The sequence below is a fragment of the Gordonia sp. ABKF26 genome, assembly GCF_041103195.1.
GTDB classification, from domain to species: Bacteria; Actinomycetota; Actinomycetes; order Mycobacteriales; family Mycobacteriaceae; genus Gordonia; species Gordonia terrae.
Map to the genome: position 1 here is coordinate 4,356,441 of NZ_JBGCVZ010000003.1, position 22,760 is coordinate 4,379,200.

The following is a 22,760-nucleotide window of genomic DNA, read 5'->3' on the forward strand; positions in this document are numbered from 1 at the left end:
CAGCGGCCGGGTCAGGCGGGTGCGGGTCGCGCCGAGACCACCGGCGCGGGCAACGGCCGCTGCACCGAGGGCACGGCCAGGGCCGCGACCCCGCGGACGAGCGCCTTCGTCATGTCGAAGTAGTCGAAGTAGTCGCGCCACACCGTGATCCGGCCCTCGCGCACCTCGAAGCGACCGCACACCCAGAACTGAAGGTGCAGCCGGCCGAACCGGAGTTCGTCGACCCGCTCGGTCAGCACCACACCGGTGTCGTCGGCGCTCACGTTGATCATCCGGTAGTTGAATCCCACCGAACTCTTACGCGCCACCCCGCCCAGGACGCCGGCCACCTTCCGCTTCCCGCGGATCGTCGGCAACGAGACGTTCGTGTAGGCGATGTCGTCGTCGATGGTCTCCAGTGCGGCGGGCACGTCGCCCCGCGCGAACTCGGTCAGCAGGGTCGTCACGATCTCGATCGGGGTCTGTGAGGTCATGTCAGCAGTATCCCCGAGCTCGGCGTCGGCAGCGGGGGATGTGACATCCCGGCTGGTCATCGGCTACTCTGGTCGCCGTTGTCTCGGCGAGGGTGACCCAGTCACCGTGATCGGCGCGGCCATCGCAGCACTCTGCACGCCCTACGGGCGGATGGATGCCCGCGTCGGTCCTCGTGCCCGGTGTCGCTCGTCGCGACGCCGACCGAACACACCCACCGATCGCGAGGAGACCATCATGGCCACCCAGACCAGCAAGCTGTCCGTCAGCACCCGCACCGAGAAGGGCAAGGGCGCGGCGCGTCGCGCACGTCGCGAGGGCAAGGTCCCCGCCGTGCTGTACGGCCACGGGACCGATCCCCAGCACCTGCACCTCCCGGCTCGCGAGTTCGCCGCGATCCTGCGTAACAGCGGCCTCAACGCCGTCATCGATCTCGACATCGAGGGCAGCAGCCAGCTCGCGCTGACCAAGCAGGTCGACGTCCACCCGATCCGCAACTACATCGAGCACGCCGACCTGCTGATCGTCCGCCGCGGCGAGAAGGTCACCGTCGAGATCGCGATCATCGTCGAGGGCGATGCCGCTCCGGGCACCCTGGTCGTCCAGGACGCGAGCGTCGTCGAGGTCGAGGCCGACGCCCTGTCGATCCCCGAGCAGATCGTCGTCAGCGTGGAGGGCGCCGAGGTCGGCCTGTCCGTGCACGCCGCCGATCTGGACCTGCCGGAGGGCGTGACCCTCACCGCCGATCCGGAGACCCTCATCGTCGCCGTCAACGAGGCGCAGCTCGCCGCCACCGAGTCCGAGGCCGACGGCTCGGCCGACGCCGAGGGTGAGGGCGACGCCGAGGCCTCCGCGGAAGCCGCCGCGGAGTCGGAGTGATCCGACTCTCGGCCCTTCGGTCGAGTGGTGAGGTTGCCATGAGTGGGTCTGCCCGGCAGTGAAGCTCCCACAGTGGTGAAACTGGTTGTCGGACTCGGTAATCCCGGGTCCAAGTACGAGAAGACGAGGCACAACGTCGGCGCGATGGTCGCCGACGGTCTCGTCGCCTCGGCCGGCGAGCGCTGGAAGGTGCACAAGAAGTCCGGCGCCGAGGTCGCCGAGGTACGCCTCGGCGGCCAGTCGGTGCTCGTGGCCAAGCCGCGCACCTACATGAACGAGTCCGGTCGTCAGATCGGACCGCTCGCGAAGTTCTACTCCGTGTCCGTCGACGACCTGATCGTCGTCCACGACGAACTCGACATCGACTTCGGCGCCGTCCGCCTGAAACGGGGCGGCGGCGAGGGCGGCCACAACGGCCTGCGGTCGATCAGCCAGGTACTGGGTACCCGCGACTATCTGCGAGTGCGCATCGGCATCGGCCGCCCGCCCGGCCGTCAGGACCCGGCCGACTTCGTGCTGAAGCCGTTCCCGTCCGCCGCCCGCAGCGAGGTCGAACTCCTACTGGCGAACGGCTGCGACGCCGTCGAACTGCTGCTCGGACAAGATCTGGAGTCCGCGCAGAACACCGTGCACGCCTGGTAGGGATTTCCCCCGACGCGCATCGTCCACGTGATCGCGGCGCGCGCTCGGCGGTGATGCGACGATGGGTCGATGTCGGACGCCACCACGAGTCTGATCATCCTCGCAGTGACCGTCGTCCTGTTCGTGTGGAATCGGTTGCCCGCCGGCGTCGTCGCCATCGGTTCGGCGCTCGCGCTCTATCTGTGTGGCCTCGTCAGCGTGGAGTCGATGACCAGCGGTCTCGGCGCGACCGTCATCGTCTTCATCGCATCGCTGTTCGTTGTCAGCGAGGCACTCGAGGCGTCCGGTATCACGGGGTGGATCGGCCGAACCGTCGGCCGCGTCGCCGGCACCGGGCGAGCGCGAGCCGTCCTGTCGATCATGGGTCTCGCCGGTGGTCTCAGCGCCCTGATCACCGTCAACGGTGCGGCGGCGGCGCTGGTGCCGGTGACGGTCGCGATCGCCCGGCACGCCGGCATCATGCCCTCCCGGGTACTGATCCCCCTCGCCTACGCATGCAGCGCCGGCGCGCTGCTGACGTTGTCCGGGAGTCCGGTCAACGTCATCATCGACGAAGCCGCGGTCGAATACACCGGCACGGGTTTCGGATACTTCTCCTTCGCCCTCGTCGGACTCCCGTTGCTCGCCGCGACCGCGGCCATCGCCGTCCTGTTCGGCGACCGGCTACTCCCCCGGCGTGAGTCCACCACGCTGCCAAGAGATTTCAGCAACTATCTGGGAGCAGTCGCCGAACACTACGAGCTGGACCGGCGGATCTACCGGCTGCACGTCGGCCCGGGTTCGGTCGCGGTCTCGTCCACCCCGGCCGAACTCGTGAGCGCCGGACACGACACCGAGGGCGAGCGCGCAGACGTCGTTCTCGTCGCCACCGAACGTCCGGGCGCCCGGATCGTCGACGACACCACGCCACTTCAGGTGGGCGACGTGCTCGTGATCTCCGGGGCGGGGCGCATGGTCGAACAGCTGGCCCGCGACCACGAACTGACGATGGAGGACGTCGCGGGTCGGCGCCGCAGGCAGGGGTCGCTCATCGGGCGCGATGACGGCATCTGCGAGCTGGTGGTGCCACCGCGATCCGCCTGGGTCGGGACACCGGCCTTCCCCGGGATGATCCGCGAGGACGGCCTGCTCGTCCTCTCCATCCGGCGGCGCAACACTGACGTCGGGGCGCGGACCGTGGACCTCCAGGAGGGCGACATGGTGCTGGTTCACGGACCCTGGGGCGCCATCGACGCACTCGCCGACGACCAGCGCGTCCTCGTCGTCGACTCCGCCGAACAGGTACGACGCCAGACCGGTCGGCTCGCCCGGTCCGCACCGCGGGCGGGACTCGTGCTCGTCGCGATGATCGCGCTCCTCGCGACCGGCGTGGTCCCGCCCGTGGTCGCCGGTCTGCTCGCGGCCCTGGCGATGGTCGTGTCCGGCGTCATCAACTCGGAACAGGCCTATCGTGCGGTGTCCTGGCCGACCCTGGTGCTCATCGCGGCGACCGTACTCATCGTCATCCCCATCGCGGTGGCCGCGGCGCACGACGTCGGCGTCGACGCCCGACCGGTCCTCATGCTCGTGTGCGTCGCGGGAGCGGCGTCATTGCTGACCCCCATCGCCACGCCGGCGAACATGATCGTGATGAACCCCGGCGGGTACCGATTCGGCGACTACTGGCGGCTGGGTGCGGTCACGATGATGTGCTGGCTCGTGATCGCCGTTCTGGTCATCCCGGTCGTCTGGCCGCTGTCGGGCTGAGACGGTCGAGACCGTGGCTCTAGAATCACGGCGGCAGGCAATGCGAAGGGATCGGCAACAGTGGTCAACCTCTCGGTGAAGACCGGACATCAGAACGTCTCGATGCTCGGCATCGGCGCCTACCGTCCGCGACGCCTGGTCAGCAACGACGAGGTGTGCGAGGTCCTCGACTCCTCCGACGAGTGGATCTTCGAGCGCAGCGGCATCCGCAACCGCCGGTGGATCAGCGGCGACGAGTCGGCGCGGTCCATGGCCGCCGCGGCCGCCGAGCGGGCCATCGCGAACTCCGGCATCGCGAAGGAGAAGATCGGTGCGCTGATCCTCGCCACCAACAGCTGGAAGACCAAGATCCCGCACGGCGGGCCGATCGTGGCCTCCGACATCGGGCTGAACGGAATCCCCGCCTACGACGTCGCCGCGGGGTGCGGCGGCTTCGGCTACGGACTCGGGGTCGCCGCCGACACCATCCGTGCCGGCAGCGCCGAGTACGTCCTCCTCGTCGGCGTCGAGACCATGTCGGTGGTCATGGACCCCACCGACCGCAACACCGCGTTCATCTTCGGCGACGGCGCCGGGGCGGTCGTCGTCGGGCCGAGCGAGGACAACGGGATCTCCCCGACCGTCTGGGGCAGCGACGGCGAGAACGCCGAGGCGATCGGGCAGAACTGGGACATCCCCGAGTACATGGACCGCGCGCAGGCCTATCAGGACAAAGACCCCGAGACCGACCCGGTCGGTCGCATGGTGGTGACGATGGCGGGACCCAAGGTGTTCCGCTGGGCGGCCATCACCCTGCCCAGGGCCCTCGCCACCGTGCTGGAGACCTCCGGCGTCGGCGTCGAGGACATCGAGGTCTTCGTGCCCCACCAGGCCAATGCCCGCATCAACGACCTGATGAAGAAGAACCTCGGCTTCCCCGACGACCTGCCGATGGCGAACGACATCGAGAACACCGGGAACACCTCGGCGGCCTCGATCCCCCTCGCCATGGAGGAGATGCTCGCGACCGGCAAGGCCAGGGGCGGGCAGACCGCGCTGCTCCTCGGCTTCGGCGCAGGCCTCAGCTACGCGGGCGCGGTCGTGACCCTGCCCCCGGCCCCGGCGATCACCAGTTTCGACGGGCGCTAGGCGTTTTCCTTGCGGAACACCGAAGTGCCCCACAGGGTTCCGAGTCCGGCGAGGACAAGCGACGCGAGGACGCCCCACAGGACCTGAGCACTGGCGAGGTCGCCGGAGAAGGTGTCGCGCACCGCGTCGACGATCCACCGGAACGGCATGAAGTCGCTCAGGCTCTGCAGCCACGACGGCCCGAGGGTCATCGGGAGCAGGATGCCCGACAGCAACAGGACCGGCATCATCACCATGTTGATGAGGGGCGCCATCACATCCTCGCTCTTGGTGGTCAGCGCCAGGGCATTCGACGCCGCGGCGCACGCGCCACCGATCAGCATCGTGATGATGATGCCGAGGATCACGCCGACCACCGAACCGCGCATGCCCATCAGGTAGCCGAGCACCACCAGGATCAGCGCCTGCACGAGGAGCTGCAGCATGTCCCGCATGAGCCGGCCGGTGAGCAGGGCCGTGCGGCTTGCGGGAGTCACCCGTTCGGCCTCGATGACCCCTTCGCGCCATTCGCCGATCAGGCTGAAGCCGGCGAACAGCGCACCGAACAGGCCCAGCTGCACGAGCAGACCGGGCACCAGGAACGTGTACGGATTGTCCGCGCCGCCCGGGAACTGCGCGACAAGCGGCTTCAGCAGAGGCCCGAACAGCACGAGATAGAGGATCGGCTGCATCACGCCGATGAGAACCCAGGCCGGGTTCCGCAGGTTCATGCGGATCTGTCGGCGGAACACGATGGTGCTCTCGCGGAGGAACGTGGTCATCGGTTGGCCCCCTGCTGATCGAGTTCGGACGACGCGGCGGCGGCCGAGTCGGATTCGGTTTCGGCTGTCTGCGAGGCGATGTCGTCGCCTCGCTCGGTTTCGGCGTCACGAAGCGACCGGCCGGTGAGGGTGAGGAACACGTCGTCGAGGGTCGGCCGGATGACCTCGATGGAGTCCAGGGTGATGCACGCGGCGTCGAGGTCGCGCAGCAATCCGGGAACCGCCCGGCCGGCCCGTGGCACACGGCTTCGGACATGTCGGCCGTCGATCTCGATCCGGCCTTCGCCCCCACCACCGGTGACCGCGGCCAGTTTCTCCGCAGCCGTGGGCACGGCCGCGGAGTCGGCGACCTCGAGTGCCACCAGATCACCGGAGACCTGTGCCTTCAGGTTGTCGGCGGTGTCCGCCGCGACGATGCGGCCGTTGTCGATGATGATGATCCGGTCGGACAGCTCGTCTGCCTCGTCGAGGTAGTGGGTCGTGAGGAAGACCGTTGCGCCACGCTCGGTGCGAAGGCGCCGGATGTGGTCCCACAGGTTCGCGCGCGCCTGCGGGTCGAGACCGGTCGTGGGCTCGTCGAGGAAGACCAGGGACGGTTCGTGGACCAGCCCCATCACGATGTCGAGCCGGCGCTTCTGGCCGCCGGACATGTTCTTGGGCTGCCGCTCCCACAGACCGTCGAGCTGGAGCTGGGAGAACAGGTCGTGACCGCGGCGGGTCGCCTCGGCACGAGACAGCCCGTAGAGCATGCCGTGATCGACGATCTCGTCGCCGGCCTGCGCCTGACTGAAGGTGCCGCCGGCCTGCGAGACATAGCCGATGCTGCGCCGGACGGAGACCGGGTCGGCGACCACATCGAAACCGTTGACCGTCGCGGTTCCCGCGGTCGGCCGCAGCAGGGTCGTCAGCATTCGCAGCGTCGTGGTCTTGCCCGCGCCGTTGGGACCGAGGAACCCGACCACCTCTCCTTCCGCGATGTCGAGGTCGACACCGTCGACGGCCCTCACCTCGCGCTTCTTCTTTCCTTTCCCGGTGTGGAACACCTGGACCAACCCGCGTGCGTGGATCATGCGGACTCCCCTTCTCGATGCCTGAACGGTGTGTCGACGGGCGCGCTGTGCGGTGCACGCACGTCGTCGTGTGCTGATCGTCGGACCTCGGGGCGACTTTCCGACGCCCCGACGGTGGTCGATCGACCTACCGACCAGGTTCCACCGCATCGAGGACGAATTCGGTCCGCATTTCGCAAGTCCGTAACGAATACGGGCGGGGTCCCGCTACTTCCCAGTAAGAGACCGTGTGAGTACCGTCGTATGTCGGGTCACATATTCGCCGGGCACGTTTTCGGGAAGGGTTCACCATGGCGGTCATCGCAGACACCACTGGCATCAACAACATCGGCATGCTCGGCATCGGCGCGTACCGCCCCGAACGCGTCGTCACCAACGAGGAGATCTGTCAGCACATCGACTCGTCCGACGAGTGGATCTACACCCGAACGGGGATCAAGACCCGCCGGTTCGCGCGTCGCGACGAGAGCGTCATGGAGATGTCGGTCAACGCCGGGCGCAAGGCGATCGCCAACGCGCTGCTGCAGGGCTCCGACATCGACGCCGTCATCCTCGCCACCAACACCCACCTGCTGCTGACCCCGGCCGGCGCGACCAAGGTCGCCACCGAACTCGGCTGCAACGGCGTCCCCGCCTTCGACGTGACCGTCGGCTGTGCCGGCTTCGGCTACGGAATGGCCCTCGCCTCCGACATGATCCGCGGCGGAAGTGCCACGCACGTGCTGGTCATCGGAGCCGAACAGCTCTCGGTGACCATGGACATGACCGACCGCACCAACTGCTTCATCTTCGGCGACGGCGCGGGCGCGGTCGTCGTCGGACCCACCGAACAGCAGCAGCTCGGCCCGGTGATCTGGGGCTCCGACGGCTCCCAGTTCAACGCCATCCGCCAGGACTTCGACTGGGTCACCTTCCTCGACAGCGACCGCACCCAGCGCCCGTACCTGCGGATGGAGGGCACCGCGGTGTTCCGCTGGGCCGCGTTCGAGATGGGCAAGGTCGCCCACCGCGCCCTCGAGGCAGCGAAGCTCGGCTCCGAGGACCTCGACGTGTTCGTCCCCCACCAGGCGAACGCCCGCATCAACGAACTGCTCGCGAAGAACCTCAAACTGCGCGACGACGCCGTGGTGGCCAAGGACATCGAGTACACCGGCAACACCAGCGCCGCCTCGATCCCGCTCGCCATGGAGGACCTGCTGTCCACCGGCAAGGCGCAGCCCGGGCAGACCGCGCTTCTCCTCGGCTTCGGTGCCGGACTCTCCTACGCCGCGCAGGTCGTCACCATGCCGCCGGTGCCGTTCGAGTAGGGCGGCGTATCGCGTCCGGGGGCAATCTGGTCCGCTCAGCGGTTCACGGTGCCCCCGGATTTGTCATGCCGGCCGGTCGCGCTGCAGGCCCAGCGCTTGGCGGACACGCGCCACGACGTCGTCGGGCCGCTCCCGCAGGTCACTCCATGTGAAGTTGAGGACGGTCCAACCCAATGCGATGAGGTCGTTTCGGCGTCGGCGGTCTCGCTGGAACGTCTCCGCGTCGCGATGGAATGCCATCCCGTCGATCTCCACCGCCAGCAGCCGATCCGGGAACGCCAGGTCGATGAAGTAGCCGCCGGCCGGATGACCGCACGACCAACCGCTCACGCCCCCGGCGCTCAACGCGTCGACGGCGAGCCGCTCCGCCACCGAGCGCGCACCGGATTCGACCCCGTCGGCAAGGGCCGCGATCGCGGGTCCGTCCTCCTTACCGCGTCGACGATCAGCGGCGACTCGTAGCTGACGCAGCGAGACCTTGCGAACGAGCAGAGCGTTGTCGAGGACTCCGCTGTCGCTCTCGATCGCGGCTTCCAGCACGGACAGCGGCAACGCTGTCACGAGCAGCTCCTTGCGGGTCACCACCTCCGCGTCCGTGAGGCGGCGGCGCCGGACCCGAACGCCCTCGACCGGAGTGCCATGCCGCGATCGCGGCGCGGTGACCGTGAACTTCTTCGGCGGCTCGTCCATCAGCCCGTGCCACCACGCGGCTCCGGCTCCGGACAGCGCCGCACCGCGGCCCACGGTCGCGACCGCCAGCCGCGCACGGGTGGCCGGCGTCGCCGGATGATCGGCGAGCGAATACACCCCACGTGAGTGCCGCAGCCAGTCCCCGCAATCGACTCGACGCCGGACCGCGGACCGCGTGAGGCCGAAGTCGAGCGCATCGGCCATGGTCAGTACGCCGTCACGGACGAGAGCGCGGCGCCTAAGGCCCGGGGGAAGCTGCACGATGATCAGACGCGCAGCACGGGTGACGGGTTCCCGGTTTCTGGCGGGGGCATCAGATGCCGCATACCGGCACAACCTGCCCCCGGGCGCTCGACCGCGAGCGAGTTTGGCCGCCCTCTGCACGCCCGGTAGCCTGGAACCTCGTGAGTTCCGAGGTGATCAGTCGCGAAGTGACGCGTCGTCGTACCTTTGCCATCATCTCCCACCCCGACGCCGGTAAATCGACGATGACCGAGGCGTTGGCGCTGCACGCGCGGATGATCAGCGAGGCCGGCGCCGTCCACGGCAAGGCGGGCCGCAAGTCGACCGTCTCCGACTGGATGGAGATGGAGAAGGCGCGCGGCATCTCCGTGAGTTCGACGGCGCTGCAGTTCAACTACTCCGCGGCCGCTCAGCCGGACCCCGAGATCCCGAGTGTGATCAACCTCGTCGACACCCCGGGTCACGCGGACTTCTCCGAGGACACCTATCGGGTGCTCACCGCCGTCGATGCGGCGGTGATGCTGATCGACGCCGCCAAGGGACTCGAGCCGCAGACCCTGAAACTCTTCCAGGTGTGCCGCCACCGCGGCATCCCGGTGATCACGGTCATCAACAAGTGGGACCGGCCCGGGCAGAGTCCGCTCGAGTTGATCGACGAGATCACCGAGCGCATCGGCCTCACGCCGACCCCGCTGTTCTTCCCGGTCGGCATCGCGGGCGACTTCCGCGGTCTCCTCGATCGACGCACCGGCGAATACGTGCACTTCACCCGCACCGCAGGCGGCGCCAAGATCGCGCCCGAGGAGATCATGTCCGCCGACGACGCGCAGGCTCGCGAAGGCGACGAGTGGACATCGGCACTCGAGGAGAGCGAACTCCTCACCGAGATGGGCCAGGACCACGATCAGGAACTGTTCCTCGCCGGACAGACCTCGCCGATGATCTTCGCCTCGGCGATGCTCAACTTCGGTGTGCGGCAGCTCCTCGAGGTCCTGGTGGAGCTCGCTCCCCCGCCCGGCCCCCGAGCCGATGTCGACGGCACCGACCGGCCGGTGACGGATCCGTTCAGCGCGGTGGTCTTCAAGGTGCAGGCCGGGATGGACTCGAGTCATCGGGATCGCCTGGCCTACATGCGGATCGTGTCCGGTGAGTTCGAACGCGGCATGGTCGTCACCCACGCCCAGACCGGAAAACCGTTCGCCACCAAGTACGCCCAGGCCGTGTTCGGCCGCGACCGCTCGACGGTCGACACCGCCTATCCGGGCGATGTGGTCGGCCTGGTCAACGCCACCGCGCTCGCCCCCGGCGACACCCTCTACGACGGCCCCAAGGTGCAGTTCCCGCCCATCCCGTCGTTTGCACCCGAACACTTCTCGACGCTGCGCGCCACCACGGCCGACAAGTACAAGCAGTTCCGCAAGGGCATGGACCAGCTCGAGAGCGAGGGCGTGGTCCAGGTGTTGCGCAACGAGACCCGCGGTGAGGCGTCGCCGGTGCTCGCCGCGGTCGGACCGATGCAGTTCGAGGTCGTGACGGCCCGGATGAAGGCCGAGTACAACGTCGACACGATCATCGAACCCCTCGGCTACACCCTCGCCCGGCGCACCGACGCCGACAGCGCGGCCGAACTGAACCGGCAACGCGGCGTGGAGGTCTTCACGCGCACCGACGGCGCGGTGCTGGCCCTCTTCAGTGACAAGTGGCGCCTGCAGTACATCGAGAAGGAACACCCCGACCTCACTCTCGAACCCCTTGTCGCGGCTGCGGACTGACCGGACGGTGGGTTCCCGGGGACGGCCCGTACGCGCTGCCGTGCTGATGGGCGCGGCGGTGTCGGCACTCATCGCCGCCTGCGGCTCGGACACCCCGCCGCAGTCGACGACCACCACCTCGACCCCGACGCCCACCGCACGACCGGTCGACTCCGCGATCTGCGCCGAGAAGCCACCCCAGGGCAGCGTCGACCGCAGCGGCCAGAACTTCGAATTCCGCCACGGCGACATCAAGGTCGCGGTCACGAAGACCCCGGCGGACTCCGGCCGCGGGCCCGCGGCGGGTCCGAGCCGCGCCGCCGACTCGAGCTGCTACGAATTCGACCGGTGGGGACCCGCACGGCCCGACGTGCCACCGGACTCGCTGCTGTTCGTGTTCAAGGACGCCGGTGCCGGCGGCGCACAGATCGAGTTCCTGATCAGTGAACTGACCGGCGGCCTGTTACCGCCCGTTGGCGCGACCCGCCCCACCGTCGGGCCGTTGACCAGGCCGATCAACGCCCAGATCGGTGTCTCGATCAACGGCGTCTATCACCACTCGTCCACCTGCCAGCTCAGTGTCAGCGGGATGTCGGGCACACTCGCGGCCGGGTCGTTCTCCTGCCCGACGGCGACGCGGGTCGACGCCAACCCACTCGCCCCGAACGATGACGTCGCCTACGACCTCGACGAGTCGTCGACGACGAAACAACCGGACGCCGAGGGCAATTCGACAGAAAGTGTCGCACTGTCGGGGTGGTTCCAACTCACGCCCTGACACGGGTGTCGCCAGGTGGTCTCGACATGGCTCGACCAGCGGGGCAGCCGACTCGACCAGCGGGGGCGACCGACTCAACCAGCGGCGGCACCGACGATCCGCGCCACAAGGGCGGGGTCGACGTCGTCGATGGTGGCCGGGTCGAACGCGGGGCTGCGGTCCTTGTCCACGAGTACCGCCCGCACGCCTTCGCGGAAGTCATGGGTCTGCGTGATCTGTTCTGCCGCATACAGTTCGCGGTCGAAGCACTCGTCGATCCCCGACTTCGCGCCGGCACTGATCATCGCCGCGGTCACCCAGAGGCTGGTGGGTGAGGCGCTCTCGAGGAGGCCCACCATCTCCTGGGCCCAGTCGTCGCCGACCGCACCGCGCAGACCCCCGAGGATCGCGTTGACGTTGTCGTCGGCGAAGTACTCACCGATCTTTCGCAGGGGCACGTCGCTCGTGTCCTCGGTCCCGGAGGTGGCGAGCGCGTCGGCGAGCGGAGCACCCGAACGGATGCTGTCGGCGACCGCCGGCAGGTCTGCGGAGGACACGAAATGCGTTGCCAGGCCGACGGCCACCGCGTCGACACCGCGAATCCGGGCGCCGGTGAGGCCGAGCCACATGCCCACGCCTTCGGGGAGTCGCGGGAGGAAGTAGGTCGAGCCGATGTCGGGGAAGAAGCCGATCGCGGTCTCGGGCATAGCGATCATCGCCTTCTCCGTGACCACCCGGATCTCACCGTGCACGCTGATCCCCAGCCCGCCGCCCATCGCCGCCCCGTCGATCAGGCTGATGTAGGGCTTCGGGTAGTCGGCGACGAGCTGATCGAGTCGGTACTCGCTGCCGAAGTACCTGCTGATGGCCGCGGCGTCGCCGTCGATGGCGTGCTCGCGGATCGCGCGGATGTCGCCGCCCGCGCAGAATGCGCGGTCGCTCGCCGAGGTGATCAGGACCGTGTCGATCGCGTCGTCGTCGCCCCATTCGCCGAGGGTGACGTACATGTCGTCGATCATGCTCTGGTCCAACGCATTGAGAGCCCTGGGCCGGTCCAGGACGATCTCGCCGACGCCGTTGGACACCGAGGTTCGGAGGTGAGACATACCCCAACCGTAGCGGTGACCCCGGACCAGAACACTCCGGCCGTAATTCCGTTGGCAACGCCGGACTCGTCCGCTACGGTGGTCACCACTGCACGCAGACCTGTCAGGAGTGATCCACCGCGATGAAGAACTGAAGTGGCCCCGGCCCGTCGGCACAGCCGGCGGACATCATCGACGCCCTCGTCGGTGTACCCGACCCACTTCAGGAGTGCTCATGCCATCTTCCATCGTGCTGTCCGACGTCTCGTTCGCCTGGCCTGACGGGACCGTCGTCTTCGATCACCTCGACCTCGCTCTCGGTGCCGAGACCTACGCTCTCATCGGTGCGAACGGTGCGGGCAAGTCGACGCTCCTGGGCCTGATCGCGGGCCGGTTGCGGCCGGCGTCCGGCAGTGTCACCCTCGCGGGCGGGGCGTCGACAACCGAGGTCGGCGTGGTCGCACAGGACCCGCAATCCGATCCGTCGTCCACCGTGGCGCAGGCTCTCGGCATCCACGAGATCCGCTGCGCCATAGCGCGAATCGAGAACGGTTCGGTCGATCCGGCGGACTTCGACGCCGTCGGGGACGACTGGGGCGTCGAGGAGCGCGCCATCGGACTCCTCGAGCAGATGGGCCTGCCGCGCGACCTCGACCGCCCGGTCGGCGCCATGTCCGGCGGCGAGGCCACCCTGCTGGCGATCGTCGCCGCGCTTCTCGCCAATCCGACGATCCTGCTTCTCGACGAGCCGACCAACAACCTGGACACCGACTCGCGCGCACGGCTTTTCGACGCCATCATCGCGTTCACGGGCACGGTGGTCGTGGTGAGTCACGACCTCGAGCTCCTCGAGCGCGTCGACGCAACGGTGGAGCTGTACCACGGCCGCGTGCGACTGTTCGGCGGCCCGTACTCGCAGTACCGCGAGATCGTCGACGCCGAGCAGGAAGCCGCCGAGGCCGCGGTCGCCACCGCGGCCGGCGACTTGCGCAAACAGCGCCGGGAGATGTCCGAGGCGTTGATCAAACTCGACCGGCGGGCCCGGACCGGCGCCACCGCCGAACGCGAGAAGCGGGTACCGAAGATCGTCGCGCACAATCGGAAGAGTGAGGCACAGGTGTCGGCGGGCAAGCTCCGCAACGCCCATCGCGACGACGTCGCCTCCGCGGCAACACGTCTCGACGAGGCGCGCGAGGACATCCGCGCCGACCGGACCGCCCGGATCGTCGTACCGACGCCGGAGGTGGCCCCGCGCGCCCAGATCATCGCCGACGACCGTCTGCGCGTCGACGGACCCGAGCGGGTGGCCCTCGTAGGTCCCAACGGTTCCGGGAAATCCACGCTGATCGCCGACGTCATCGCGCGCGAATCCGTCGTCGTGCCGTACGCATCGGTGCCTCAACGGATCGCCTTCCCCGACCCGGCGCGATCGATCGCCGAACACCTGGCGCGGACCCACCCGGACATTTCCACCCAGGAGGTGCGGGCGCACCTCGCGCGGTTCCTGTTCCGGGGGGCCCGCGCGGATCGCGCACTCGTCGAACTGTCCGGCGGGGAACGACTACGCGTCGCCCTGGCCGACGCCCTGCTCGGCGACCCCACACCGCGGCTCCTGATCCTCGACGAACCGACGAACAACCTCGACCTCGACACCGTCACGCAACTCGTCGACGCTCTGGAGGCCTGGACCGGTGCGCTCCTGGTGGTCTCCCACGACGCCGGGTTCCTGGATCGGATCGGGATCGAGCGGCGGGTGTCCCCGCCCGCCGCGGAAGCAGATCTCGAACGAACAGACACCGAACAAACGGACTCCGAAGCAGCCCGCTGACGAACAGTCGATGACGCGCGCGGCGTGGAGGCCGATTCGCCTGCATACTGCGTGCGATGGCCGCGCCCGCACCCGTCACCGTCGATTCCCCGGTGGACGAGCCCACACCTGTCGTCCTCGTCCACGGCTTACGAGTGAGCGGCGCAACGCTGCACCGCGTCGCCGAGGCGGTCGCCGGTTCTGCCGCACCGGGGCGGGAGGTCGCCACCCCGGACCTCCCCGGCCACGGTGCGCGACGCGATGAGACGTTCTCGATGTCCGGTGCGGTGGACACGGTGCTCACCGAGATCCGCCGACTGGGCCGACCCGCGGTCGTCGCCGGGATGTCGATGGGCGGTTATGTGGCGATGGCGGTCGCCGGACGCCACCCGGAGGCTGCCGCGGCCCTGGTCCCGATGTGCGCGACCACGCAACCGAGTCCGCTGCTCGCCGCCCCGTTCGAGACTTTCGGGGCGGTGACAGCGTTCCTCCCGCGTCAGGCCGCGATCATCAGCCAGGTGGCCACCCGCCTCGCCGTGGGGCGGCAGGTGTCGGCGGACATGGAGATCGGCGGGCTCGCCCTGGGTTCGATCGCCGACGTCGTCGCCGGGATCAAGCGATTCGACGCTCTCGGTGAGATCCGCCGCTATCCGGGTCGCACGGTGTTCGTCAACGGGAGCCAGGACCAGTTCCGGATGCACGAGCAGCGGTTCGTCGAGGCGGCCCAGAATGGATCGCTCACCGTCATTCCCGGTGCGAGTCACCTCTTCCCGCTCATCCAGCCGGAACTCGCCGGTCGTCTCATCGGCGAGGTCGCGGCGGCGTGTGACACCGCCGCACTCGGTGGGTCCGCGGAGGCCGCCGGTGGCGACCCGGCCGAAGGCCGCCCCATCGACCCGGCCGAAGGCCGCCCCGTCGAACCGGCCGACGGCCGACCCGTGTGCGTCGCCGAACTCGACACATAGGTCCTACCTCAGGGTGTCTGAGCCGCACCCAGTTTGAGCGTCGAAGTCGTCTCGTGATCGGATGACAGCAGTTCACTGCACCACTCGTCGCGGTGCCCGGCGCGAACGACGCACCCGAGGAGGAGGCTGGATGGTCCCGATCGAGGTCACCGGCGTACTGCAGAAGCAGGCCTGGGCCGACAAGGTCCTGCCGCCGGTCGAGGAGGTCCGGCCGCAGCTGTGGTCGATCCCGGTACCCATGGGTCCCAATCCGCTGCGATACGTCCTCGTCTACGCCCTCGGACTGCCCGACGGCGGTCTCGCGCTCATCGATGCCGGCTGGCCGTCCGACGAGTCATGGGATGTCCTCGTCGCCGGCATCCGCTCCACCGGCCACGACCTCACCGACGTGCGCTCGATCGGTGTGACCCACCTCCATCCCGACCACTTCGGGCTCGTGCCGCGCCTGCTCGAACACGTCGACGCCGAGCTGTGGATGCATCGCGACGACGCCCGGTATCTGCGTCACCACTCCGACGACGAGGTCGAGAGCCAGCTGGAGCAGGCGCGGTCGGAACTCCGGCTGCTCGGCGCACCGGCCGAGGTCGCCGACGAGGGCCTGGTGGGATTCATCCGCATGCCCGACGGCCGGACGGTCGACCGCGAGCTGACCGGCGACGCCCCGCTCGACATCCCCGGCTGGGATCTCCGCGCCATCTGGACCCCCGGCCACACCGCGGGACACCTCTGCTTCGCCGACGACACCGCCGGCGTCATCTTCACCGGCGACCACCTGCTGCCGCGGATCAGTCCGAACATCTCGACCAATCCCATGCAGACCGACAGCCCCCTCGCCGACTACCTGATCTCGCTGGCCAACACCGAGAAGATGCGCGACCACGAGGCGCTGCCGTCCCACGAGTACCGATTCCGCGGCCTCGGCAACCGGGTGACGGGGCTGCTCACGCATCACGAAGAACGACTCGGTGAGATCACCGCGACGGTGGCCCGGCATCCGGAGAGCACGGCGTGGGAGATCACCCGATCGGTGACCTGGTCGCGCCCGTTCGAGGAGCTGTCGCTCACGCTCAGCCGCCTGGCACTGCGGGAGACACACGCCCATCTGGTCGTCCTGCAGGAACGCGGGATCCTCGACGCACGCGTGCCCGCCGGCGCTCCCGACGACGACACGGCTGCCACGAACCCGATTCGCTGGTTCCTCACCGACAGCGCCACATCGGCTGAGCCGCAACCGATCTCCATGACCGAGAACACCTGACATCCCGCTCCACCCACCGATCCAGGAGTCCCCATGAGTGCAGTGCTCACCGAGTTCGCCGACGGCGTCGCCGTCATCACGATCAACCGCCCCGAAGCGAAGAACGCCGTCAACCGCGAGGTCTCCGAGGGCATCGCCGCCGCCATCGACGAACTCGAGGCACGCGACGACCTCACCATCGGCATCCTCACCGGCGCCGGCGGGACGTTCTGCGCAGGGATGGACCTGAAGGCCTTCACGCGCGGCGAAGTGGTGTCGCTGGAAGGCCGCGGATTCGGCGGGCTCGCCGATTCGCCGCCGACCAAGCCACTCATCGCCGCCGTCGAAGGCTGGGCGCTGGCAGGTGGGTGCGAACTCGCGTTGTCGGCCGACCTCGTCGTCGCGGCGAACAACTCCAAATTCGGTATCCCCGAGGTCAAGCGCGGGCTCGCCGCCGCAGCAGGTGGGCTGCTCCGCCTGCCGAAGATCCTGCCGTACCAGGTCGCGATGGAACTCGCCTTGACCGGCGAACCGCTCACCGCCGAACGCGCGCACCAGTTCGGGCTGGTCAACCGGGTCACCGAACCGGGTGAGGCACTCGCCGGCGCCCGCGAACTGGCCGCCGTCATCGCCGCGAACGGCCCCCTCGCCGTCCGGGCGACCAAACAGGTCACCTCGATGGCGATCCGCTACACCGATCCCGAACTGATCAAGAAGCAGTGGGACTTCCTCGGCCCGGTGTTCGCCTCCGACGATGCCAAGGAGGGCGCCATCGCCTTCGCCGAGAAGCGGGCGCCGCGATGGACGGGTAAGTGACCTCCCCGGACGCCGTATCAACTCGGCCCGCTCGCTCCGCTCCCGGCGCCGGATCCACTCGGCCCGCTCGCTCCGCTCCCGGCGCCGGATCCACTCGGCCCGCTCGCTCCGCTCCCGGCGCCGGATAAGGTGACCGGGGTGGACCTGCACCTCGTGACCTACTTCATCGCCGTGGTCGACCACGGCGGCATCACGAAGGCCGCCCAGTCGCTGTACATCTCACAACCCTCGCTCTCCCAGGCCATCCGGACACTCGAGAAGCGACTCGGCGTCACCCTGTTCGACCGCACCGGCCGTCGTCTCGAACTCACCGAGGCCGGTCGCAAACTCGACGTCGCCGCCCGGCGCATCCTGGCCGACGTCGACCGAGCCAAGGCCAAGGTCGACGCGGTTCGCGAGTTGCGCGCCGGCCGCGTGGACGTCGTGACCTACGCGGCGTTCAGTGTGGATCCGGTGGTCAACGTCGTCCGGCTGTTCCGGGAACGTTTCCCGCGCTTGTCGGTTCGGGTCGTCTCCGCCGACAGCCCCGCCGGAGTGCTGTCGGCGTTGCGATCGGGCGACGCCGAGGTCGGGATCATGGACTCGGCCGCCGAGCACGCGACGTTCACGGCCATCCCGATGGCCGAGCAGGAGCTGGTCGTGGCGGCGCCGGCCACGCTCGCCGACAGCCTGCCCGATCCGATACCGCACGCGGCGGTCCGCTCGTTACCTCTCGTCATCGATCACAGCGACCCGATCACCGCGGCGCTTCTCGACGGGCTCCTCGACGACGACGGCAAGAACGTGGTGGTCGACTGCCAGTTGCCGTCCGCGGTGTGGAGTCTGGTCAAGAAAGGAACCGGGGCAACGGTTCTCCCGCGTACCGTGGCCGACCGGCAGCTCGCGGGACTCCGGCGCCTGGCACTCGACCCGCCCCTGACCCGACCGTGGGGCCTCGTCCTGCGATCGGGGCTCCCCTCGCCGGCCGCACTCGCCTTCATCTCCGCGGCGAAGGTCCACTGCGGGATCGCTCCCGATCCCGCCGAACCACGGGATTGGTGAGTTCCACCATGGAATTGCGGCAGGTCGAATACTTCCTGGCAGTGGTCGAGAACAAGGGCATCGGTGGTGCGGCATCGGCCCTGGGTGTCGCCCAACCCACTGTGTCCCAGGCACTCCGGGCGCTCGAACGCGAACTCGGGGTTCAGCTGTTCCACCGCATCGGTCGCGGGATGGTCCTGTCGGCGGCCGGGCGCACGATGGTCGGTCCCGCACGGCAGATCGTGCGGGACATGGATGCCGTCGACGATCTGCTCTCCGCGTCGGCGGACGAACTCACCGGCCACCTGGACATTCTCGCCTTCGCCGCGACCGCCGTCGGGCCCGTCGTCGATCTCGTCGCCCGGTTCCGGGCCACGTATCCGCGAGTGTCGGTGCGACTCGGCGAATTACGCGACGAGACCAGGGCCGCGTCGGCCATCGAGGACGGTCACTGCGAGTTCGCCGTCGCCCACCTGCCCATCGCCGGTGACGATCTCGAGGTGATCGTGATCGGCGAACACGAACACGTGCTGGTCTACCCACCCGGTACCGAGGTGCCCGATGGCCCGATCCCGCTGAACAACCTGCCGTCGATCCCGATGGTCTTCGTGCCGCGCGGCTACTCGGTGGCCGACGAGTTCGAGGAGGCCATCCGAGTCGCGGGCGTCCGGCCACCGCTGGCCGTACTGTCGGAGATCCGCGAGGAACGGCTTCCCATGGTGGAGTCCGGGATCGGCGGTACGCTCCTCGAGCGGTCGGTCGCGGAGTCGGCCGACGAACCGGTCGTCATCCGCGAGATCGAGCCGAATGTAGTGCGTCCCTTCGCGATCGCTTTCCACCCGCCGTCTCTGTCGGCCGTCGGCCAGGCATTCGTCGACCTCGTGCGCGAATCGGCGGGATGACGGGTGGAACACCGGGCCCCACCGGTGCGGATCAGGTGGGGCCCGGTGAGTCTCGGTGTCAGGCGACGCGCTCGAAGACCGCCGCGAGTCCCTGGCCGCCGCCGATACACATGGTCTCCAGCCCGTAGCGCGCATCTCGACGGTGCAGTTCGCGGGCCAGCGAGGCCAGCATGCGGCCGCCGGTCGCGCCGACGGGGTGTCCCAGGGAGATACCCGAACCGTTGACGTTGGTGCGCTCGAAGTCGCCACCGGCGCCGAACCGGCCGAATCCCCACTCGCGCGTCACCGCCAGCGCTTGCGCCGCGAAGGCCTCGTTCAACTCGATCACGTCGATGTCGGCGAGTGTCAGTCCGGCCTTCGCGAGCGCCTTTTCGGTCGCGGGTACCGGTCCGATCCCCATGGTGCGCGGCGGTACCCCCGCCAGACCCCAGGACACCAGCTTCACCAGTGGACGTAGGCCCAGCTTCTCCGCGACCTCGGGTGTGGTCACGATCGCCATCGACGCGGCGTCGTTCTGGCCACTGGCGTTGCCCGCCGTCACGGTCGCGTCCGGATCGGTCGTGCCCATGATCGGCTTCAGTTTCGACAGCGATTCGACCGAGACATCGGGACGCGGATGTTCGTCGGTGTCGATGACCTGATCGCCTTTGCGGCCGGGCACCGTGACCGGGATGATCTCCTCGGCCAGTATGCCGTCCTTCTGGGCGCGGACCGCTCGTTCGTGCGATGCCACAGCCAGCTCGTCCTGCTCCGCGCGGGAGATCTCGTACTCCTTGCGCAGGTTCTCGGCCGTCTCGATCATCCCGCCGGGCACCGGATAGTTCTTGCCGCCGGCGGTCGAGCGAGCACGAACGAGGCTGTCGTGCATCGCGATACCGGTGCGGGCCCCACCCCACCGCATGTCGACGGAGTAGAACGACGCATTGCTCATCGACTCGGCCCCGCCCGCGACGACGAGGTCGTTGTCGCCCGCGGACACCTGGTAGGCGGCCTGGATGACGGCTTGCAGGCCCGAGCCGCATCGTCGATCGATGTGCATGCCGCCCACCGTGATCGGCAATCCGGCGTCGAGTGCTATCACACGACCGAGCGCCGGCGCCTCGCTGTTGCCGTTGCAATGTCCGAGGATGACGTCTTCGACCTTCTCCGGGTCGAGCCCCGTGCGGTCGAGCATTCCGGTCAGCGCGGCGACCCCGAGGTCGACGGCGGTGAGGCTCGTGAACATTCCGCCGTAGCGGCCGATGGGGGTGCGTACCGGTTCGCAGATGACGACGTCGCGCATGGGTGACCTTTCGGGTGAAGAGAAGCGTGCGGGGTTCGGTGGGCGCGGACCGTCACATGAAGCGACCGCCGGTGACCTCGAGGACGGTGCCCGTCATGTACGACGACATGTCCGAGGCGAGGAACAGGGCCACGCTCGCGACCTCACCGACCTCACCGGCGCGTCGCATCGGGATCTCCGCCATCTTCTGGTCCCACGCCTTCTGCGGCATCGCCTCGGTCATCGCCGACCGGATCAGGCCGGGCTGGATCGCGTTGACCCGCACACCGTGATGGGCCATCTCCTTGGCTGCGGCCTTGGTCAGTCCGACGATGCCCGCCTTGGCCGCCGAGTAGTTGGTCTGTCCCACCATGCCGACCTTGCCGGACAACGACGAGATGTTCACGATCGCACCGCGCTTGGCCTCGCGCATGATCGCCGCCGCCTTGCGCGTCCCGTTCCAGGTGCCCTTGAGATGCACGGAGATGACCTGGTCGAAGTCGTCTTCGGTCATCGTCCGCATCGTCGCGTCCCGGGTGATTCCCGCGTTGTTCACCAGGACGTCGAGGGATCCGAAGCCCTCGACCGCCGTCGCGAGCAGTGTGTCGACCTCGCCCGCGTCGACGACGTCGCACCGCACCGCCCGGGCCACCTCGCTGCCGCCGAGTTCGTCGACGGCGGCCTGCGCGGCGTCGAGGCTGAGATCACCGAGGACGACTCGGGCGCCTGCGCCGACGAACGACCGGGCGATCTCGAGACCGATGCCCTGCGCGCCGCCGGTCACGACGGCGGTGCGTCCTTCGAGCAGCAACTCGGCGGTGGTGCTGGGAGCCATGTGTGGTGTCGTCCTTCCGGGAACGGTTGAGTGACCTCAATCTATCGAGATCCGGCGCCGTCGAACCCCTCCGCGCTCATACGCAGCGGCTATCGGATCGATCCCGGTTTCGTATTGGACGGTCGCAGGCGGACACGCCAGAGTGGTTTCATGACCGGTGTGATGCAACCAGCCACGACCTCCCAGGTGGGCCCAGAGGATTTCGCCGACATCCTCGCCGCGACGCGTGCGTTCGTCCGCGAGGCGGTGGTTCCCCGTGAGCAGGAGATCCTCGACACCGACGCGATCCCGGACGACATCCGCCAAACAGCCAAGGACATGGGCCTTTTCGGCTACGCCATCCCACAGGAATGGGGCGGCCTCGGCCTCGACCTCACCCAGGACGTCGAACTCGCGATGGAGCTGGGCTACACGTCCCTGGCACTGCGGTCGATGTTCGGCACCAACAACGGCATCGCCGGCCAGGTCCTCGTCCACTTCGGCACCGACGAACAGAAGACCGCCTGGCTGGAGAAGATCGCGTCCGGCGAGGTGGTCGCCTCGTTCGCGCTGACGGAACCGGGGGCCGGGTCCGACCCGGCCGGACTGCGCACGAAAGCCGTCCGCGACGGCGATGACTGGGTGATCACCGGCGAGAAGCGGTTCATCACCAACGCCCCGCTGGCCGATCTGTTCGTCGTGTTCGCGCGAACCCGGCCGGCCGACGACGCCGGCACCGGCATCGCGGTGTTCCTCGTCCCCGCCGATGCCGCGGGGCTCAGCGTCGGAGCCAAGGATCGCAAGATGGGCCAGGAGGGCGCCTGGACCTCCGACGTGCACTTCGACGGTGTCCGCGTGCCGGATTCGGCCCTCGTCGGCGGCAGTGAGGACGTGGGCTACAAGGCCGCGATGATGAGCCTCGCCCGCGGCCGGGTCCATATCGCCGCACTCTCGGTGGGCACCGCCCAGCGGGCGCTCGACGAGTCTGTCTCGTGGGCCGCGACCGCCACCCAGGGCGGTACCGCCATCGGCGAGTTCCAATTGGTCCAGGCGATGCTCGCCGATCAGCAATCCGGTGTCATGGCCGGGCGCGCACTGGTCCGGGAGGCGGCCCGTGCCTGGGTCGACGACACCGACCGGCGCATCGCCCCGTCGGCTGCCAAACTGTTCTGCACCGAGATGGTCGGCAAGGTCGCCGACCTCGCCGTGCAGATCCACGGCGGCAGCGGCTACATGCGCGACGTCCCGGTCGAGCGCATCTACCGCGAGGTGCGATTGCTCCGCCTGTACGAGGGCACCAGCGAGATCCAGCGACTCATCATCGGGCGCAACCTGGTCAAGCGCGCGCAACGCTGACCCCGCCGGCGTGCGCCGCGCCGGCGCCTCGTTCGTGCGCCGGCGCCCGGGA

21 protein-coding genes are annotated in these 22,760 nt (G+C 68.8%); 14 read left to right on the forward strand and 7 right to left on the reverse strand.

Annotated elements, in window-relative coordinates:
- Positions 1-11: 11 nt before the first annotated feature.
- Positions 12-473 (reverse strand): limonene-1,2-epoxide hydrolase family protein, encoded by a 462-nt coding sequence (locus AB4Z55_RS20195; RefSeq protein ID WP_354559980.1) that lies wholly within the window; start codon positions 471-473, stop codon positions 12-14.
- A 235-nt stretch (positions 474-708) separates the two neighbouring features.
- On the opposite strand from AB4Z55_RS20195, the gene AB4Z55_RS20200 reads away from it, so the two are divergent.
- The 4 genes from AB4Z55_RS20200 (at position 709) to AB4Z55_RS20215 (ending at position 4,866) form a co-directional block, all read left to right on the forward strand.
- A complete protein-coding gene (locus AB4Z55_RS20200) occupies positions 709-1,350 on the forward strand; it encodes a 50S ribosomal protein L25/general stress protein Ctc (RefSeq protein WP_354559978.1) in 642 nt (213 codons plus the stop codon).
- Between the two features lie 75 nt (positions 1,351-1,425).
- Positions 1,426-1,992, forward strand: a complete 567-nt coding sequence (pth, locus tag AB4Z55_RS20205) for an aminoacyl-tRNA hydrolase (RefSeq protein WP_101819221.1) — start codon at positions 1,426-1,428, stop codon at positions 1,990-1,992.
- 69 nt (positions 1,993-2,061) lie between these two features.
- Positions 2,062-3,738 carry an SLC13 family permease gene (locus tag AB4Z55_RS20210; RefSeq protein ID WP_369520390.1) on the forward strand — a complete coding sequence of 559 codons (1,677 nt, stop codon included), beginning with the start codon at positions 2,062-2,064 and terminating at the stop codon, positions 3,736-3,738.
- A gap of 102 nt (positions 3,739-3,840) precedes the next feature.
- Positions 3,841-4,866, forward strand: a complete 1,026-nt coding sequence (locus AB4Z55_RS20215; protein WP_239400821.1) for a beta-ketoacyl-ACP synthase 3 — start codon at positions 3,841-3,843, stop codon at positions 4,864-4,866.
- Here the strand turns inward: AB4Z55_RS20215 and AB4Z55_RS20220 are convergent.
- Together AB4Z55_RS20220 and AB4Z55_RS20225 are read right to left on the reverse strand one after the other, a co-directional pair.
- Positions 4,863-5,627 (reverse strand): ABC transporter permease, encoded by a 765-nt coding sequence (locus AB4Z55_RS20220; protein ID WP_004022637.1) that lies wholly within the window; start codon positions 5,625-5,627, stop codon positions 4,863-4,865. The genes AB4Z55_RS20215 and AB4Z55_RS20220 overlap by 4 nt on opposite strands.
- Positions 5,624-6,697 carry an ATP-binding cassette domain-containing protein gene (locus AB4Z55_RS20225; RefSeq protein WP_369520391.1) on the reverse strand — a complete coding sequence of 358 codons (1,074 nt, stop codon included), beginning with the start codon at positions 6,695-6,697 and terminating at the stop codon, positions 5,624-5,626. The genes AB4Z55_RS20220 and AB4Z55_RS20225 overlap by 4 nt, the downstream gene beginning before the upstream one ends.
- A gap of 290 nt (positions 6,698-6,987) precedes the next feature.
- Here AB4Z55_RS20225 and AB4Z55_RS20230 point away from each other — a divergent pair, with 290 nt between their 5' ends.
- Positions 6,988-8,004, forward strand: coding sequence for a beta-ketoacyl-ACP synthase III (locus AB4Z55_RS20230; protein WP_004022635.1), 1,017 nt, complete (start codon positions 6,988-6,990; stop codon positions 8,002-8,004).
- Positions 8,005-8,067: 63 nt separating this feature from the next.
- On the opposite strand, the gene AB4Z55_RS20235 is transcribed toward AB4Z55_RS20230, so the two are convergent.
- Positions 8,068-8,955 carry a DUF559 domain-containing protein gene (locus AB4Z55_RS20235; RefSeq protein WP_369520392.1) on the reverse strand — a complete coding sequence of 296 codons (888 nt, stop codon included), beginning with the start codon at positions 8,953-8,955 and terminating at the stop codon, positions 8,068-8,070.
- A 143-nt stretch (positions 8,956-9,098) separates the two neighbouring features.
- Here AB4Z55_RS20235 and AB4Z55_RS20240 point away from each other — a divergent pair, with 143 nt between their 5' ends.
- Both AB4Z55_RS20240 and AB4Z55_RS20245 read left to right on the forward strand, forming a co-directional pair.
- Complete coding sequence (locus AB4Z55_RS20240) at positions 9,099-10,709, forward strand: peptide chain release factor 3 (RefSeq protein ID WP_101819224.1); 1,611 nt, start codon at positions 9,099-9,101, stop codon at positions 10,707-10,709.
- Positions 10,710-10,716: 7 nt separating this feature from the next.
- On the forward strand, positions 10,717-11,466 hold the full coding sequence (locus tag AB4Z55_RS20245; RefSeq protein WP_369520393.1) for a hypothetical protein: 750 nt from the start codon (positions 10,717-10,719) through the stop codon (positions 11,464-11,466).
- A 74-nt stretch (positions 11,467-11,540) separates the two neighbouring features.
- On the opposite strand, the gene AB4Z55_RS20250 is transcribed toward AB4Z55_RS20245, so the two are convergent.
- The gene (locus AB4Z55_RS20250; protein WP_064569355.1) at positions 11,541-12,551 is read right to left on the reverse strand and encodes an enoyl-CoA hydratase/isomerase family protein; all 1,011 of its coding nucleotides are present in this window, start codon (positions 12,549-12,551) and stop codon (positions 11,541-11,543) included.
- A 214-nt stretch (positions 12,552-12,765) separates the two neighbouring features.
- Here AB4Z55_RS20250 and AB4Z55_RS20255 point away from each other — a divergent pair, with 214 nt between their 5' ends.
- The 6 genes from AB4Z55_RS20255 to AB4Z55_RS20280 all read left to right on the forward strand — a co-directional run bounded on the left by AB4Z55_RS20255 (position 12,766) and on the right by AB4Z55_RS20280 (position 19,277).
- On the forward strand, positions 12,766-14,358 hold the full coding sequence (locus AB4Z55_RS20255; protein ID WP_369520394.1) for an ABC-F family ATP-binding cassette domain-containing protein: 1,593 nt from the start codon (positions 12,766-12,768) through the stop codon (positions 14,356-14,358).
- A 56-nt stretch (positions 14,359-14,414) separates the two neighbouring features.
- Complete coding sequence (locus tag AB4Z55_RS20260) at positions 14,415-15,302, forward strand: alpha/beta fold hydrolase (protein ID WP_369520395.1); 888 nt, start codon at positions 14,415-14,417, stop codon at positions 15,300-15,302.
- A gap of 130 nt (positions 15,303-15,432) precedes the next feature.
- The gene (locus AB4Z55_RS20265) at positions 15,433-16,560 is read left to right on the forward strand and encodes an MBL fold metallo-hydrolase (protein ID WP_369520396.1); all 1,128 of its coding nucleotides are present in this window, start codon (positions 15,433-15,435) and stop codon (positions 16,558-16,560) included.
- Positions 16,561-16,593: 33 nt separating this feature from the next.
- A complete protein-coding gene (locus AB4Z55_RS20270) occupies positions 16,594-17,355 on the forward strand; it encodes a crotonase/enoyl-CoA hydratase family protein (protein ID WP_004022627.1) in 762 nt (253 codons plus the stop codon).
- Positions 17,356-17,493: 138 nt separating this feature from the next.
- Positions 17,494-18,396 carry a LysR family transcriptional regulator gene (locus AB4Z55_RS20275; RefSeq protein WP_354559965.1) on the forward strand — a complete coding sequence of 301 codons (903 nt, stop codon included), beginning with the start codon at positions 17,494-17,496 and terminating at the stop codon, positions 18,394-18,396.
- A gap of 8 nt (positions 18,397-18,404) precedes the next feature.
- Positions 18,405-19,277, forward strand: a complete 873-nt coding sequence (locus tag AB4Z55_RS20280) for a LysR family transcriptional regulator (RefSeq protein ID WP_239400825.1) — start codon at positions 18,405-18,407, stop codon at positions 19,275-19,277.
- Between the two features lie 58 nt (positions 19,278-19,335).
- Here AB4Z55_RS20280 and AB4Z55_RS20285 read toward each other — a convergent pair whose 3' ends face one another.
- Both AB4Z55_RS20285 and fabG read right to left on the reverse strand, forming a co-directional pair.
- Entirely contained in the window at positions 19,336-20,559 is a 1,224-nt protein-coding gene (locus tag AB4Z55_RS20285; protein ID WP_354559963.1) for an acetyl-CoA C-acetyltransferase, read from the reverse strand.
- 52 nt (positions 20,560-20,611) lie between these two features.
- Complete coding sequence (gene fabG / locus AB4Z55_RS20290) at positions 20,612-21,373, reverse strand: 3-oxoacyl-ACP reductase FabG (protein ID WP_064569351.1); 762 nt, start codon at positions 21,371-21,373, stop codon at positions 20,612-20,614.
- Positions 21,374-21,523: 150 nt separating this feature from the next.
- On the opposite strand from fabG, the gene AB4Z55_RS20295 reads away from it, so the two are divergent.
- The gene (locus AB4Z55_RS20295; protein ID WP_064569379.1) at positions 21,524-22,708 is read left to right on the forward strand and encodes an acyl-CoA dehydrogenase family protein; all 1,185 of its coding nucleotides are present in this window, start codon (positions 21,524-21,526) and stop codon (positions 22,706-22,708) included.
- The last annotated feature ends 52 nt before the right edge of the window (positions 22,709-22,760 follow it).

Bases quoted from the DNA above. Each gene is read 5' to 3' on its own strand.
- AB4Z55_RS20225 (WP_369520391.1), bottom strand. From the start codon at position 6,697: ATGATCCACGCACGCGGGTTGGTCCAGGTGTTCCACACCGGGAAAGGA.
- AB4Z55_RS20215 (WP_239400821.1), top strand. From the start codon at position 3,841: ATGCTCGGCATCGGCGCCTACCGTCCGCGACGCCTGGTCAGCAACGAC.
- AB4Z55_RS20295 (WP_064569379.1), top strand. From the start codon at position 21,524: ATGACCGGTGTGATGCAACCAGCCACGACCTCCCAGGTGGGCCCAGAG.
- AB4Z55_RS20265 (WP_369520396.1), top strand. From the start codon at position 15,433: ATGGTCCCGATCGAGGTCACCGGCGTACTGCAGAAGCAGGCCTGGGCC.
- AB4Z55_RS20285 (WP_354559963.1), bottom strand. From the start codon at position 20,559: ATGCGCGACGTCGTCATCTGCGAACCGGTACGCACCCCCATCGGCCGC.
- AB4Z55_RS20260 (WP_369520395.1), top strand. From the start codon at position 14,415: ATGGCCGCGCCCGCACCCGTCACCGTCGATTCCCCGGTGGACGAGCCC.
- AB4Z55_RS20210 (WP_369520390.1), top strand. From the start codon at position 2,062: ATGTCGGACGCCACCACGAGTCTGATCATCCTCGCAGTGACCGTCGTC.
- AB4Z55_RS20280 (WP_239400825.1), top strand. From the start codon at position 18,405: ATGGAATTGCGGCAGGTCGAATACTTCCTGGCAGTGGTCGAGAACAAG.
- AB4Z55_RS20195 (WP_354559980.1), bottom strand. From the start codon at position 473: ATGACCTCACAGACCCCGATCGAGATCGTGACGACCCTGCTGACCGAG.
- AB4Z55_RS20200 (WP_354559978.1), top strand. From the start codon at position 709: ATGGCCACCCAGACCAGCAAGCTGTCCGTCAGCACCCGCACCGAGAAG.
- AB4Z55_RS20220 (WP_004022637.1), bottom strand. From the start codon at position 5,627: ATGACCACGTTCCTCCGCGAGAGCACCATCGTGTTCCGCCGACAGATC.
- fabG (WP_064569351.1), bottom strand. From the start codon at position 21,373: ATGGCTCCCAGCACCACCGCCGAGTTGCTGCTCGAAGGACGCACCGCC.
- AB4Z55_RS20270 (WP_004022627.1), top strand. From the start codon at position 16,594: ATGAGTGCAGTGCTCACCGAGTTCGCCGACGGCGTCGCCGTCATCACG.
- AB4Z55_RS20250 (WP_064569355.1), bottom strand. From the start codon at position 12,551: ATGTCTCACCTCCGAACCTCGGTGTCCAACGGCGTCGGCGAGATCGTC.
- AB4Z55_RS20230 (WP_004022635.1), top strand. From the start codon at position 6,988: ATGGCGGTCATCGCAGACACCACTGGCATCAACAACATCGGCATGCTC.
- AB4Z55_RS20255 (WP_369520394.1), top strand. From the start codon at position 12,766: ATGCCATCTTCCATCGTGCTGTCCGACGTCTCGTTCGCCTGGCCTGAC.